This window comes from Acetobacter sp. P1H12_c, from assembly GCF_018811975.1.
GTDB classification, from domain to species: domain Bacteria; phylum Pseudomonadota; class Alphaproteobacteria; order Acetobacterales; family Acetobacteraceae; genus Acetobacter; species Acetobacter persici.
Genome location: NZ_JACRVR010000017.1, coordinates 16126 through 30256, shown reverse-complemented (window position 1 = coordinate 30256; position 14131 = coordinate 16126). Strand labels below are relative to the sequence as shown.

12 protein-coding genes are annotated in these 14131 nt (G+C 56.1%); 4 read left to right on the top strand and 8 right to left on the bottom strand.

Annotated elements, in window-relative coordinates; translation table 11 throughout:
- Positions 1-90: 90 nt before the first annotated feature.
- From KP699_RS09970 to KP699_RS09960, 3 genes are all read right to left on the bottom strand, one after another.
- A complete protein-coding gene (locus tag KP699_RS09970) occupies positions 91-1377 on the bottom strand; it encodes an NAD(P)/FAD-dependent oxidoreductase (protein WP_025827562.1) in 1287 nt (428 codons plus the stop codon).
- Positions 1378-1512: 135 nt separating this feature from the next.
- The gene (locus tag KP699_RS09965) at positions 1513-2565 is read right to left on the bottom strand and encodes a WD40 repeat domain-containing protein (RefSeq protein ID WP_215762483.1); all 1053 of its coding nucleotides are present in this window, start codon (positions 2563-2565) and stop codon (positions 1513-1515) included.
- Positions 2562-3554: a GTP-binding protein gene (locus tag KP699_RS09960; RefSeq protein ID WP_215762482.1), complete on the bottom strand. Its 993-nt coding sequence runs from the start codon at positions 3552-3554 to the stop codon at positions 2562-2564. The genes KP699_RS09965 and KP699_RS09960 overlap by 4 nt, the downstream gene beginning before the upstream one ends.
- Before the next feature lie 719 nt (positions 3555-4273).
- Here KP699_RS09960 and KP699_RS09955 point away from each other — a divergent pair.
- Complete coding sequence (locus KP699_RS09955; protein WP_308164908.1) at positions 4274-5953, top strand: Hint domain-containing protein; 1680 nt, start codon at positions 4274-4276, stop codon at positions 5951-5953.
- A gap of 183 nt (positions 5954-6136) precedes the next feature.
- On the opposite strand, the gene KP699_RS09950 is transcribed toward KP699_RS09955, so the two are convergent.
- Genes KP699_RS09950 through KP699_RS09940 form a run of 3 tightly spaced genes read right to left on the bottom strand, consistent with a single transcriptional unit; the run spans position 6137 to position 7968 of the window.
- Positions 6137-7480 (bottom strand): ISL3 family transposase, encoded by a 1344-nt coding sequence (locus tag KP699_RS09950; protein ID WP_215762480.1) that lies wholly within the window; start codon positions 7478-7480, stop codon positions 6137-6139.
- A gap of 28 nt (positions 7481-7508) precedes the next feature.
- On the bottom strand, positions 7509-7703 hold the full coding sequence (locus KP699_RS09945; protein WP_012812389.1) for a DUF2442 domain-containing protein: 195 nt from the start codon (positions 7701-7703) through the stop codon (positions 7509-7511).
- Positions 7704-7731: 28 nt separating this feature from the next.
- Positions 7732-7968 carry a DUF4160 domain-containing protein gene (locus tag KP699_RS09940; protein WP_215762479.1) on the bottom strand — a complete coding sequence of 79 codons (237 nt, stop codon included), beginning with the start codon at positions 7966-7968 and terminating at the stop codon, positions 7732-7734.
- Between the two features lie 351 nt (positions 7969-8319).
- Between KP699_RS09940 and KP699_RS09935 the strand changes: the two genes are divergently transcribed.
- From KP699_RS09935 to KP699_RS09925, 3 genes are all read left to right on the top strand, one after another.
- Positions 8320-8550, top strand: coding sequence for a hypothetical protein (locus KP699_RS09935; protein WP_215762478.1), 231 nt, complete (start codon positions 8320-8322; stop codon positions 8548-8550).
- Positions 8551-8731: 181 nt separating this feature from the next.
- Entirely contained in the window at positions 8732-9478 is a 747-nt protein-coding gene (locus KP699_RS09930; RefSeq protein WP_215762477.1) for a phage antirepressor KilAC domain-containing protein, read from the top strand.
- Between the two features lie 306 nt (positions 9479-9784).
- Positions 9785-11395, top strand: coding sequence for a Hint domain-containing protein (locus KP699_RS09925; protein ID WP_215762476.1), 1611 nt, complete (start codon positions 9785-9787; stop codon positions 11393-11395).
- A gap of 197 nt (positions 11396-11592) precedes the next feature.
- Here KP699_RS09925 and KP699_RS09920 read toward each other — a convergent pair whose 3' ends face one another.
- Both KP699_RS09920 and KP699_RS09915 read right to left on the bottom strand, forming a co-directional pair.
- A complete protein-coding gene (locus KP699_RS09920; RefSeq protein ID WP_077930367.1) occupies positions 11593-12975 on the bottom strand; it encodes a chloride channel protein in 1383 nt (460 codons plus the stop codon).
- 214 nt (positions 12976-13189) lie between these two features.
- Positions 13190-14122, bottom strand: a complete 933-nt coding sequence (locus KP699_RS09915) for a cation diffusion facilitator family transporter (protein ID WP_086655107.1) — start codon at positions 14120-14122, stop codon at positions 13190-13192.
- Positions 14123-14131 lie beyond the last annotated feature (9 nt).

Here is a 14131-nt window from a genome sequence, read left to right as displayed (position 1 = left end):
GGAAGCCTGACCAGATACAAACGCCCCCGGCGGAGCAGAGCCGCCGGGGGCGTTTGTGCGTTTTGGGGAGAAGTCCCTGCGTTTTAGTTTTTAGTCCATGCGGACAGACGGGCGGACAAAGCGGTCCAGCCAGTCTGTCAGGCAGGCAATGGCCCCGCGCGGAACGCCGTACAGTTCAAACTGATGCTGGCGGTACAGTGCCGTGTGGCCCAGCCGGGCGCTCAGCCCGTTGAGCGCGCCGCCACCAAAGGTCTTGCCATCCGCGAAGGCGCCCCAGCCGTTGTAATTGCCCAGAGCCACAATCGCGCCCTTGTTGTTGAACTTGAAGGGCGGCACCGGCGTCTGGCTGACAATCCATTGCGGCAGATATTTTGCCAGATGGTGGGCTTCCTGCCGGGCAACCTGTGCTGTGGGCGGGAGGGGGCTTTCTGTGATGAAAGAACAGTCACCAACCGCAAAAATCCGCTCGTCCAGTGTGGTTTGCAGATTGGGTTTCACCACAAGCTGGCCACCACGGGCGCATTCCAGACCGTCCATTTCCTGCGTGACATCCGGGGCTTTGACCCCGGCCGCCCAGACGCGGAACTGCGCATCCACGCGGGAGCCGTCTTTCAGGATAAAGCCTTTTTCATCCACCCCGCTGACCATCGCTCCGGTGCGGACGGAAATTTTCAGGGATTCAAGCTGCTGCCGGGCTTCCTCGGAAACTTTTTCGGGGAAGGACGGCAGGATGCGAGGCCCGGCTTCCAGCAAGGTGATGCGCATGTCCGGCGTTGTGGGCGTAAAGTTGTAGAGCGAGCCGATATCCAGCGCCTTGTGCAGTTCCGCAGCAAGCTGTACGCCCGTGGCACCCCCGCCGACAATGGCAATATCCAGCGGCGTGCCGCGCCCGTAGGCCTGTAGAATGGCATGGCGGAAGCGTTCATTAAAATTGTTTGCCTCCACCACATTATCCAGAAAAATGCAGTGCTCTTTAACGCCCGGTGTGCCGAAATCATTCGCGCGGCTGCCAATGGCGAAAATCAATGCGTCATAATCCAGATGCCGCTCTTCCAGAATAATTTCCTCATCATCCTGCTCGGTGAGCGGGGCGAGGGTAATGCGGCGGGCCGTGCGGTCCAGACTGGAAATTTCGCCATAGCAGAAGCGGAAGCCGTGCCCGGCTGCATGAGAGACAAAGGTAATGCGGTCATTCTCGTTACGGGCAGTCCCGGCGGCAAAGCAGTGGAGCATAGGCTTCCAGACATGGCTGAACCCTTTATCCACCAGGGTGATATCCAGCTTGCCTGCGCGGCCCATGCTGTGTCCCAACCGTGTGGCGAGTGCCAGGCCGGCAATGCCGCCCCCCACAATAACCAGACGAAACCGATCACTCATAACGTCATTATCCTTTCGTGTTCCGCCCGTGCCACAAGCCACTCTCAGAGGCCAGTATCAGCGGCGGAACAGATCTGCGCAACACACCGGCTCTTGAGGTCACGCAAATGTCTTTATGCAGGCGGGCTGGCCTGCTCAGCCTGCGGAAAGATCCACAAGGCCAATCAGCCCGTCTTCTGTCCCAAATCCCAGCAGGCATCCGTCCGGACTATAGGCCAGCGCGCTGATGGCGCTGGTGCCGTTCAGACAGACCGGAAGAACCCGTTGCGATTCCGGTTCGATCATAATAACAGACCCGTCCGCAAAGCCAGCCGCCAGAATTTCCTGCTCCGGGTTATAGGCCACGCGCGTGCAGAGCGCGCCGCCCATGCCGGGCAGTTCCGTCGGCGGTTTGCCCATCGGGCCGCCTCCAAAAAACGGCCAGAGCACCACAACATCCGCACCGCTGGTGGCCAGCCACTTTCCAGTGCGGGAGAAGGACATGGACTTCACTTTGGTGGGGTAGCCGCTCATGCGGATATTGTGCCCGTCCGACAGCCGCCAGCCATGCAGGTCATTATCCTGCATGGAGGTGATCAGGGCCTCGCCAGCCGGATGGATTGCAATGCCGGTATGGCTGCCTTTCCATTCAAGCGGGCGCACGCTCTCACTTTTGGGCTGCGTGTACCACACGGAAGCACCGTTGTAGTGCGATGCCGCTACCCGCTTGCCCTTGGCGTCAAACACAATGCCGGTCACGGAGGAGGGATGCTCCAGCGTTTTCAGCACAGCTTCGCCCCGGCCGTCCCGCAGCTCAACCTGCTTGCCTGCCGCGCTGGCAATGTAGGCTGTCTTGGCGTCGACATGCGTGGCGATATGCTCAACCCAGCGGCGGGTCTTGCCGAGTTCTTCCACTTCCCCGTGCATGTCCAGACGGCACAGGCGGCCATCATCCCCGCCGGTCAGGAAGCCGGAAGGGTCTGTATCCGGGGCAAGGGCGAGGGCCGCGCCATCATGCACGGCATAAGTTGCCCAGCTTGCCGGTTCCCGCAGGTCAGCCCGGTGGGCGACAATCACATCGCCTTCCGCTGTGGTGAAGGCAAAGCGCATGTTATCGCGTGAGGCCGTGCAGGCGGTGATATGGCCATCCACAGTGCGGGATGCGCCGCGCTTTTCAATCAGGCCGCGCAGGGTGCTGGAGGTGCTCATGAAACAGCGCAGCTTTCAAACCCGCGCCGAAGCTGGGGCCGGTTGAGGTTACGACCAATAAAGACAAGGCGGGATTCCTTGGCCTCGCCCTCTTTCCACGGGCCGATGGAATTGCCGTCTGCCATCATATGCACGGCCTGAAACGCAAAGCGGTCCGGCTGGCCTTCAAAATTCAGAATGCCTTTGGTGCGCAGGATATCGGTGCCTTTTTCCTGCAACAGAGCGCTGATCCACATCTGGAAGCGGCCTGCATCCAGCGGGGTTTTGAGGGTGAGGGAAATGCTGTTCACATCTTCCTCGTGATGATGGTGGGTGTTTTCCAGAAAGTCCGGCACGGCGGAGAGGGTACGCTGGAGGTCAAACCCGCCAACATCCATCACATCCGTCAGCTTCACGTTGCCTTTCTGCGCTTTATGGATAGGCGCAAAGGCGTTCAGCTTGCGGATGGCGTCTTCCACCGCTTTAAGCTGAGCCTCGTCCACCAGATCGGTTTTGTTGAGGATGATCACATCCGCAAAGGCGATCTGCTGGTGGGCTTCCGGGCTTTCCTTCAGCGTTTGCAGGAAGTTCAGCGCATCCACCACGGTGATGACGGCATCCAGCCGGGTTTTGGCCCGTACGTCCGCATCCGCAAAAAAGGTCTGAGCAACCGGAGCAGGGTCAGCCAGACCTGTGGTCTCAATAATAATGCCGTCAAACTTGTTCCGGCGCTTCATCAGGCTGCCCAGAATACGGATCAGATCACCGCGCACGGTGCAGCAGATGCAGCCGTTGTTCATTTCGAACACTTCTTCATCGGCATCGACCACGAGGTCATTATCCACGCCAAGTTCACCGAACTCGTTAATGACGACAGCATATTTGCGGCCATGTTCCGCCGTCAGAATATGGTTGAGCAGCGTGGTTTTGCCCGCACCCAGAAAGCCCGTCAGAACCGTGACGGGAACCAGTGTATCCGCAGGATCGGACGTGGGGGACGCATCGGACATGAAGCAAGGCCTCCGTTAAGATTACATTCGTGCCTCTTCATATAGGGGGCCGGAGCGCGGAGGGCCAGAGACGGCGGAGAGGATGTAAAGCAGAGAAAGAAATGAGTATTAAAAAAGCAATATAAAATGCTTTTTTTCTGCCATAATATTATCGGGGAAAAGAATCATTTTTGTGAACTCAATTTTCAAAATCAAAAGCGACTCTAAAAAGACTCTATTTTTAGATTCGGATATATGCTTACTACATAAACAAGTATTAGATATTTATTCTATATCTCTTTGATATAGAATAAAAAATTAGATTTTCAGAAAAACATGAAAAATATGGAGAAAAATTCATAAGGTTAATCAGGAAAGAATGATGTTACATAAAAAGCATCAAAATAGTCCTGATTTATTCGGAGATTTTGATGTGAAAACAAAGCCTTATTCGATTGTTGAATAAGGTATTTTGTTGTGTCTGAAAAAACCGGAGGTCAACTATGGCTAACTATAGTGGGACGACGCAGTCTGGCCTCACCTATACGGCAACATCCTCGACGCTTGGACTTCCAGGCATTGCAACAGTCGCTAGTTATGATGTTGTAATAAATGACAAAAGTGGAAATAAAATAAAAGAAATTGATAAGATAAGTACAGGATTAACTGTCTTAGGTATTAATATTCTTCCTACGGGTGATGTTGTAACTGGCAATCAAAGTGTTACAACCTTGCTAAACGTGGTTGGAGCAACCTACGTTACTATCCCCGGCAGTACGGGTAGCATTTATATTGTTGCCAATGCGGCAAGCGGCAATACGTACTACATTGGTGGCAATACAGATATTAACATTGCTGTTAATGCGCTTTCCGGAAATACGCTTAATATTTACGGCGGCACAGCGACGTTCTCAGGAAACCTTGTGGCAGGTCTCCTTTCTGGGTCGACAATCAATATTGGTTATGGCGGGACTTATTCCGGCTCCGTCGGGCTGATCAATATTCTGAGTGGCTCGACCGTTAATTTTCAGGACGGTGGCGGTACACTAATCCTGAATGCGGATAATCAGGTGCTCAACCTTCTTGCCACGACAGGTGTGCAGGGGGTGACGTTTAATAATTATGATCCGTCTGTTGATACAATCGAGTTGCAGAACACCGTTCAGCCGATTGGCAGCTATCAGATTTCGACAGACGGCTCAGGAAAAATCATTACTCTGTATGGAGCAAACGGGACGGATGTTGTTGCGAGCTATGCTGTTAACACGGCAAGCGGCGTAACCCTGCCTGACGGCGTTTATACGAGTATCGGCAGTCATGATCAGAGCGTTAATCCGCTTGAAATCACATATAGCAATGGCAATACCTATATTGGTGCCTGCTTCCTCGCCGGGTCCATGATCCGTACTCCGCAGGGTGAACGGGCGGTTGAATCGTTAACAATTGGCGAGACGGTTCTGGTTTTTGAAAACGGCCAGCCTGTTGAACGTCCAATTGTCTGGACGGGCAAGGCGCTGGCGCACGTGCGCGCTGGTCTGCCCGATGATGAGGCCGGTTATCCCGTGCGCGTTATGAAAAACGCGATCAGTTCTGGTGCGCCGGACCGTGATCTGCTGGTCACGCCGGAACATTGCCTGTATTTTGAAGGGCATTTTATTCCGGCCCGCATGCTGGTGAATGGCCGCACGATCCTGTTTGACCGTAGCGTTACCACATATACCTATTATCATATCGAGACCGCGCAGCATTCCGTGATCACGGCCAATAATGTGCAGACGGAAAGCTATCTGGATACGGGTAACCGTGGCAGCTTCCGCCCGTATGGAACGGTCTCGCGGATCAGTGTTTCTCAGGCGCGGAGCTGGGCTGAAGATGCCGCCGCCCCGCTGATGGTGGAACGGCATGGAGTGGAACCGGTTTTCCGGGAGCTTCTGGCCCGTGCCGAAGCCATGGGGGTGCCGGAAGCTGCTCCGGCTCCTGCACTGACGACGAAATCCGGCCTGCATCTGGTAACTGAAGACGGGCGTCTGCTGCGCTGCATGCGTACAGTACGCGGGCAGGCCCTGTTTATGGTGCCGGGGTCTGTGCAGGCGGTGCGGCTGCTCTCCCGCACCAGCCGCCCGTGTGATGTGCACGGGCCTTTTGTGGATGACCGTCGTTCCCTTGGTGTCTGCGTGGGTGAGGCTGCGTTCCAGCTTGGCGGAGCTGTAGTGCCGGTGACGGTCCATAAGACTGAAGCGTCTCTGACTGGCTGGGCTGAACTGGAGAGTGGGGCAGGCCGTTGGACTATGGGCGACGCCCTGCTCCCGCTGCCAGCGCGCGCGCCGGAGAGTTTTGGGATGCTGAGCCTGCAAATTTTGGCAGGTGGTCCTTACGTTGAGCAGGAAACTGAAGAGGCATCCCGCGTTTCAGGGATCTGATTTTTCCTCAGTTTTTTAAGAAGAGCAGGAGAGGCTCGGCATTTATGCCGGGCCTTTTTTCATGCGTAAATTTTCCGGGGATTTTAATAAGTATTTAATGGTTTTATTTTAAATAACAGAGTCGGGTTAAAGAAGTTATTCCTTAATGAAAGATTAAGATATGACCGACTATACAAATTCTGGTTATCGTTCAAATAGGGTTGATATGAAATCCTCGCCTTCCTGCTGAATCAGGAGCTCCCAGGTTGATATCGGGAAACCTCTCCATGCCATTACACGGCCATCTCCGACACCAGCACCTTGTCGTACCTGCTTCAATGGACCGATAAAGGTTGGGTCTCGACGCAGGCTCTTCGTGCTATATTTCAGCAAAGCCTTGGCACGCAGTGTTTCGAGATCATACCCCTTTCCCTTCATGTTGATCTCGCCGATCAGACCATTCAGGCGCTCTGTATAAGCATTGGTGTAAGGATGCTCGAAGTAGTTCAGAATATGAGGTCGCCAGCCTTTATACGCGGAAATGATTTCTTTAAAATCAAAACTGAAATGCTGATTGGCAGCACTTAAGCAGGCATCGGTCATATCCTCAGCGGTTTCGCGGTCAGGAGCGTTATAGATCCCGTAGAACGCTTCTTTCAGGTCGTAAGCGTCTTGTAGCTCTGGCCAGCGCGAAAATAGCGCTTCCAATTCTGTTCGGGCTCGTTCGGTTGTGGAATGCCAGCGTGCTTTCAAAACTCCGATACGGCGCTTCAGGTAAACTCGATCCTTGTCAGGAAGGCTTTGTGATATCCGCTTGCGCGTCATGCCAAGCCCGTGATCGGCCATTCGAACCACATGGAATTTGTCGATGACCGTGGTGGCATTCGGGAAATGCTTGCGAGTAGCCCTCTCGTAGCCTTTCCACATATCCTGACAGACGACCGCGACGTTTTTACAGCCCACCATCTTGGTGAAATAGCTATCAAGATCAACATTTCGGCGTGATCCCATCATATCGAGCATAAGTTTCCGCTCAACATCGCCGATTACCAGCCGGGGTTTGCCCAAGATGACCTTTTCGTCGATCCCCAGAACTCGTGGCAATACTACTCTGTAGTCGGCCAATTGCTCTTCTGCATGATCAAGAAACACCCTGCGCACGGTACTAACGGGCAGACCGTTTATTCTGGAGGCATCAACGAAAGTAAGCTGAGTGGCATCAAAAGCCACGCCAAGCGCCATACGCTTGGTCATTTCGCGCCGAGTATCTATGTCAGGCAGTTCTTCATAAACCACCGCTCCGCAGGAATGGCACTTCCAGCGCTGGCGCTTGATACTGAGGATTGTCTCGTATCTGTTACGTGGGTAATCCCTGAACTGCATGGCCTTTCGACCATTCTTGACCAGCTTCTGAGCCAGACAGCAGATCGGCTTAATCTCTTCACGGGATTTGACCTCAACCAGCGCAACCCCGTCTTCCGATATGGTTTCCGACACGGCGACAAGATTTTGCAGGCCGAGGGCGTCGAAGCCCTCAGCATCATTCATTCGTAGATTTACACTCCGCAGTAATACGTCAGGACAGACGCAGCAGGCTCGCGACCGAGATATCCTCGTCCACATCAGGCCAGTGAATGCCCTTGCCGCGCCCGATGAAGCGCCAGTGGGAACGCTGTTCCGGTGAGGCGTCGCGCAGGCGCGGGAACCACTCAAGAGGCACGGAAAGCTCGCGGCCATCCGCCATCACGACATGAAGAAGGTCAGTGTCCATCCGAACGTCAGTCGCGGTCGGATCAAATCTAGCTGCCAAAATGGGCATCCCATGCCTCCCTAAACGTGTTCTTGTGTTCGATAACCAGCATCCGCAACTTGGTCAGTTCGTGTGATCTGAACCCATCATTCATCGCCAAAGCAACCGGATCAAGCCAGTATTTGGCGACGTTTTCTCCCGCTTCAACATGGATGTGCGGCGGTTCGTTGCCTTCCATGCTGTAGAAAAAGAACCTGTAGCCACCAATCCGAAGAACTGTCGGCATTCAGGGTTTATCCTGATCTGCTGGGCTGCTCCCTTTGGCGGCATCTAGGCCGAGTTCAACTAGCTGTCGAATAGCCTGACTATCTCGCTTTACGCGATGGTCAAATTGGAAGTCTTCAATGCGTTTCCAAATGCTGGTTGGCAACGAGACGGTCTTTCGAACGACGGGGTCGGGTTGATCTGTCATGTGGTGATTATAGCAGAAATGCACCATTGATGAAAAGATGCAAAAAATGCTTGCGTCGTGATTCATATGGTGCTTTGGTGCATTTGCATCACAACACCAGATGCGGACGGGAGGGTGCTACCAACACCCAACCCGGCCTAACCTCAAGCAAGGGAAGATACCCCTATGCAATTGGCTATCGTCGATTATAGCACACTTAGCCGCGCAGAAATCGAAGGAATGATTGATTCTCTCATTTCAGCGCTGGATGACCGTGACGCGGCGTTCGAAGACCTTGAGTCGGAAGAGGATTGCGGAGGCGCAGGGGAAGAAGAACCTTACTTCCACGGCCAGTATACATTTGCCGCCAACAACTCTTCATTTTACTGCGGTAGCGAGATGGGAGGCATGCTGTGAGCACGTCAAAAACATCACGCCGCCCTCATCTCAAACTTGTCTTTTCGGCTCCTCAGAAACCGACAATCCGCAAAGATGAATCTACCTTGGATATGCTTCAGGATCTGTGCGCTCGCCTTGAGCGTCGCAATCGGAAGCAGGCCGTTCGCGCGTCCCTTCGCGTGATTACAGGAGACGCAGCATGACGGAGAACCTGATCCCCTTCAGCTTCGAAGGAACAGAAGTCCGCGTTAACGAGCGGGGCGGTGAACCTTGGTGGGTACTATCTGATGTGTGCTCAGTTCTGGGTATTGCCAACGTCGGGAACGCAAATTCGCGCCTTGATGCCGATGAAAAAGATGACATCCGGATTATGGATGCCATCGGTCGAGCGCAGGACACATGCGTCATCAACGAGTCCGGCCTGTGGTCGCTCGTGCTGACCAGTCGTAAGCCTGCCGCTAAGCGGTTCAAGAAGTGGATCACCAGCGAGGTCATCCCGTCGATCCGCAAGACTGGCGGATACATGGTCGCGGCCCCGGAGGAGACGCCGGAGGAACTGGCGCTACGTGCCATGACGATCCTGCAAGCCACAGTCGAACGGCAGAAAGCACAGCTTGCGGTCGTTCAGCCCAAGGCTGAGGCTCATGATCGGATTGCAGGTGCAGACGGCAGCCTCAGCATCACCGAGGCCGCCAAAGCGTTGCAGGTTCGTCCGAAAGACCTGTTCGACTGGCTGTCGCACAATGGATGGATCTACAAGCGCCCCGGCTCACCGAACTGGCTCGGCTATCAGTCGCACACTACAAACGGCGATCTGGAACATAAGATCACAACAGTTCTGCGCCCTGATGGTTCGGAGAAGGTCTCTGAACAGGTTCGCGTGACGCCGAAAGGGCTCGCCAAGCTGGCGAAGCTTATGCCGGGGAGGATGAGACCGGCGGCTTAAATCAACCCCATATGCACTTCACAGGATGGAGCCCCACTTAGGCTCCATCAACCTCATATGAATGATAACCCAAATTCTTCAGGAGTTGTTTACTCTGTTAATGTTGCGGATACTGACTTGTTTGGTAACCCTTCTTCTTACACCGTAACGATCAAGGATCCGGGCGGAACAATCACGGATCTGGGAACCTTGAGCAGCGGGAACGTCCTTACAAAAAATGGTGGTAAACTCGCGATCATTTCATTGTTTGGTATCGGTGGAGGCGATTATGTCGTTCCGCCAGGAGTATCTGGCTCAGTTACTACAGTGCTTTCCGCGCTCAGTGGTTCAACAATTTACGTCGGCGGTACAGCGACCATCACGACAGGTGTTTCCCTTCTCAGTGGTGTCACGGTGAATGTGGATGGCGGCACAGCCACCATGGGAAACAACCTTGTGGCAGGGGCGCTTTCGGGGTCAACAGTTAATCTGACCAATGGCGGCACCTTCAGCAACGGCGCTGGTATTATCTCTCTTCTGAACGGTTCGATCATCAGCTTTGGTAAGGGCGGTGGGACTTTTATTGCCAATGCTGGCGGCACTCTGCTGGATCTTTCCTCAACGACGATCAAGGGGTTTGATGCGGCCAAGGATTATATTTCTTTCGAAAACCTGTCTTCCACGCCAGCAAGTTATTCTATTAGCAACGCCTTTGGGTCCCAGACCATCACCGTCTATGACGCAAACAAGGCGACAATTGCGACCGTGAGCGTGGACGGGGATAATTTTGCAATCGGCAATTACTCCACCAGTGCTGCTGGTCCTCTCACTGTGTCCAGCGATGGCAAATCCCTGAGCATTGAAGCTGTCGGGTCTGTCTGCTTTCTGGCCGGAACAGTGCTCAGCACGCCCACGGGCGACATTGCGGTTGAAGACGTGCAGGTGGGCGATAGCCTGCTGACGTTTAAAAACGGCGAGCCTGTTGCGCAGCAGGTTATCTGGGTTGGCTCTCGCAAGGCGGACGTGCGCCCCGGTCTGCCGCTGGATGAAGCTGGCTGGCCGGTCCGTGTGCGTCAGGGGGCTCTGGCAGACGGCGTACCCAGCAAGGATCTGCTGATTACTCCGGAACATTGCCTGTATCTGGACGGGCAGTTTGTGCCGGTGCGTATGCTGGTGAATGGGGAAACCATTGCCTATGACCAGACGATCCGCGCTTATACCTACTACCATGTGGAAACCGAGCAGCATGCGGTCATCATGGCTGACGGTGCGCTGACGGAAAGCTATCTGGATACGGGCAACCGCCGGGCCTTCCGTCAGGCTGGCACGGTTGTGCGGATCCCCGGTCTGGCACGCAACTGGGCTGATGATGCCGCCGCTCCGCTGATGACGGCGCGTGAGGCTGTTGAGCCGCTGCACCAGTCTCTGGCCCTGCGGGCAGAAAAGCTGCGGGCTGCTCAGTCCGACGTGACGACCCCTGTGGAAGAGGCCGTTCTGACAACAGACCCTGACCTGCATCTGGTGACGGAAAGCGGTGCCATCATTAACAAAGCCCGCACGCATAACGGGCAGGCCATCTTTATCGTGCCGCCGCATGTGCAGACTGTCCGTCTGGTGTCCCACGCCAGCCGCCCGGTGGATACCATTGGCCCGTTTGTGGATGATCGCCGTATGCTGGGTGTGTTGGTCGGGCGCATGATGCTGCAGGACGGCAACCGTGCAGATGCCCGTATTCTGGAACCGGCAGCGGGGACACTGATCAACGCAGGCTGGCATGTCGCGGAAGCCGGGCAGAGCGCACGCTGGACCAACGGCAACGCCCTGCTGTCTCTGGGCGCGCGGAAGCCTAGGGCATTCGGGATGCTGATGGTTGAGGTGCTGGCCGGTGGCCCGTATCGCGTCCAGCAGGCTGCGGCGCAGGATCGCGCTGTATCCTGAACACGTCTTGCTCTCAGCGGTCCGATGCTCAAAAAGGCGGGCCGCTGATGGCAGACGAGGCCTTCCTGAGAGACAGAAGGAAACGCTCCATTCTGTCGTGCTCATGAAATAAACTCAGAGAGCCTGCCTTTTCTTATGGAAAGGTAGGCTTTTTCGTGTGCGGGAGGATGCGGGCTCTCTCTGTATGCCGCGCTTATTTACTGGTTGCGGCCCATCGTGTCCGTTGCCGGGTTGGGCGGTGTGGAACTGTTGGGGCGCGGGTCTGCGGAGCGCAGGAAGCGGACGGCCAGCGCGCCATAGAGCGCATGGCTGCACAGGGCGCGTGAGACACCAAATGCCAGAAAAGCGCTGGCCAGCAGAGCAAGGGTGATCTGCTGGTTATCACACATTTCCATGACAATGACGGTGGCTGTCAGCGGTGCCTGTGTCACGGCGGCAAAATACGCCACCGTGCCCAGCAGAACGACCGCGCCGGGCGAGGTATGGGGCAGATACTGTGCCACCCAGCCGCCCATGCCAGCCCCCACGGACAGGGAAGGCGCAAACAGCCCGCCCGGAATCCCGGAGCAGTAGGAAACGATGGTGGCCAGAAATTTCAGTACGAAATAGGAGGCCGGATAATCCCCGGACCCCATGATGATATCGCGCGCCTGCACATAGCCCGTGCCGTAGCTCATGCCGCCGGAAAGCAGGCCGATAATGGCCAGAACCAGCCCGCACAGGGCCGAGAACAGAATGGGATGCTGGGCGATGAACTTGCCCATCCGGCCCGGAATACCGCGTGAGATGCGGATCAGCAGGGCGGAAAAGGAGCCACCACTCAGCCCGCCCAGAATGCCGCAGGTCAGCACCGCCAGCCAGCTTGCTCCAACCGGCACCACGGAACTGGTATGGCCGAAATAGGTATAGTTCCCCACCATGGCGATGGCAGTTACACCGGCAATCACCACACAGGTCAGCATGGTGCCGCTGGTGCGCTGCTCATAGGAATGGGCCAGCTCTTCAATGCCAAACACAATGCCTGCCAGAGGCGTGTTGAATGCCGCGGCCACACCGGCGGCCCCGCCTGCTTTGATCAGAGCGCGTTGCTTGATGGGGTCATGCACGCCCATAAACCGCCCGACCGTGTGCATGATGGAAGCGCCGACCTGCACCGTCGGCCCCTCACGCCCGATGGAACCGCCCGAGAGCAGGCCCAGACAGGTGAGGAAGATTTTGGCCAGCGCAATTTTCAGCGCCAGCACTTTGTCTACAATGCGGAAGTCATTCAGGTGCATGCAGGCAATGGCCTGCGGAATACCGCTGCCCTGTGCCCCCCGGAACCATGTACGCGTCAGCCATGTGGACAGAGCCAGCCCGCCGGGGGTGACAACCAGCATCAGCCAGGGGCTGAACGCGATGATCTGGCTGCGCAGCCCCGCCGCCTTATCGGCCAGAAACGCAAATGCAACCGCCACTACGCCGACCATCACCGCGCCGGACCAGTAGATCAGCTTGCGCCGCCAGTTTACCGTGCCGGCTTTTGCCTGTTCCCGTAAATGGCGGAGCTGGGCGGACGTGACGGGCACGCTGGCAGACATGGACAATCCTGATCGGCTGAGAAGGGTAGGGGTCTTCTAACACGCCTTGGATGTGAGGAAAGCGTTGTCTGGTTTTATACACGCACTGTATTAATAAAACGCATGTCGGGGCAGAGTCATATGCGTCAGGCGGGAGACTGGGCGGGAATACTGCGTAAAAACCCTGTCGTAAGACTGAAAACCATAAACACCGCACGGCAGAAAAGCGGCTGATTTAGCGTGATGCAGACTCGGTCGCAGGGCGCGGCCAGAACACAATGCCTTCATGCTTGGCCATGTTGTCCGGCTCGACATGAATATGCACCAGCGTATCGCCCATTTTGCTGCGCAGACCTGCTTCAATCCGGTCACAGATCTCGTGGGCTTCTTCCACCGTCATGCTGCCGGGCACAACCAGATGGAATTCCAGAAACGTAACAGCCCCGACAATGCGGGTGCGGATATCATGCGCTTCAATCGCGCCGCGCCCGTTGGTGGCGATAATATCGCGGATATCATCCAGTGTTTCCGGGGCCGGGGCTTCATCCATCAGGCCCGCGATGGACTCCCGCATCATCTCCCAGCCCACGCGCAGGACGTTGAGCGCAATCAGGCCCGCGAGGGCTGCGTCCAGCCACATCCAGCCCGTCAGCGGGATCAGCAGCAGCCCGGCCACCAGCCCTACGCCGGTCCACACATCGGACAGCACATGCTGGCCCCCGGCCTGCAGAGCGGGAGAGCGGCGGGCGCGCCCGGCATGCACCAGTGTCAGCCCCCAGATCAGATTAACGACTGTCGCCGCCGCATTGAGCAGGATGCCGAGATACGAGGCGCTGACCGGGTGCGGGTGCAGCAGGCCTTCCACCGCTTCCCGCCCGATCACAAACGCGGTGACCAGCACCAGTGAGCCTTCCGCCACAGCGGAGAGATATTCCGCCTTGTAATGCCCGTAGGTGTGGTTGTGGTCTGCCGGGCGCGCAGCGACACTGAGTGCCCACAATCCGCCGATGGCGGACACCACATTGATGATGGTTTCCACCGCATCTGAATAGAGCGCCACGCTGCCACTGAGGGCATAGGCCGCGTATTTCAACCCCAGCGCCACCACACTGACGGCCAGACTGCACAGGGCAATGCTTTTATTGCTTTGGGGGAGGGGGAGCTGCATGGGGGACTG

Coding starts and splice junctions, on each gene's coding strand:
- KP699_RS09970 (WP_025827562.1), bottom strand. CDS start 1,377: ATGAGTGATCGGTTTCGTCTGGTTATTGTGGGGGGCGGCATTGCCGGC.
- KP699_RS09965 (WP_215762483.1), bottom strand. CDS start 2,565: ATGAGCACCTCCAGCACCCTGCGCGGCCTGATTGAAAAGCGCGGCGCA.
- KP699_RS09960 (WP_215762482.1), bottom strand. CDS start 3,554: ATGTCCGATGCGTCCCCCACGTCCGATCCTGCGGATACACTGGTTCCC.
- KP699_RS09950 (WP_215762480.1), bottom strand. CDS start 7,480: ATGAATGATGCTGAGGGCTTCGACGCCCTCGGCCTGCAAAATCTTGTC.
- KP699_RS09945 (WP_012812389.1), bottom strand. CDS start 7,703: ATGGACACTGACCTTCTTCATGTCGTGATGGCGGATGGCCGCGAGCTT.
- KP699_RS09940 (WP_215762479.1), bottom strand. CDS start 7,968: ATGCCGACAGTTCTTCGGATTGGTGGCTACAGGTTCTTTTTCTACAGC.
- KP699_RS09935 (WP_215762478.1), top strand. CDS start 8,320: ATGCAATTGGCTATCGTCGATTATAGCACACTTAGCCGCGCAGAAATC.
- KP699_RS09930 (WP_215762477.1), top strand. CDS start 8,732: ATGACGGAGAACCTGATCCCCTTCAGCTTCGAAGGAACAGAAGTCCGC.
- KP699_RS09920 (WP_077930367.1), bottom strand. CDS start 12,975: ATGTCTGCCAGCGTGCCCGTCACGTCCGCCCAGCTCCGCCATTTACGG.
- KP699_RS09915 (WP_086655107.1), bottom strand. CDS start 14,122: ATGCAGCTCCCCCTCCCCCAAAGCAATAAAAGCATTGCCCTGTGCAGT.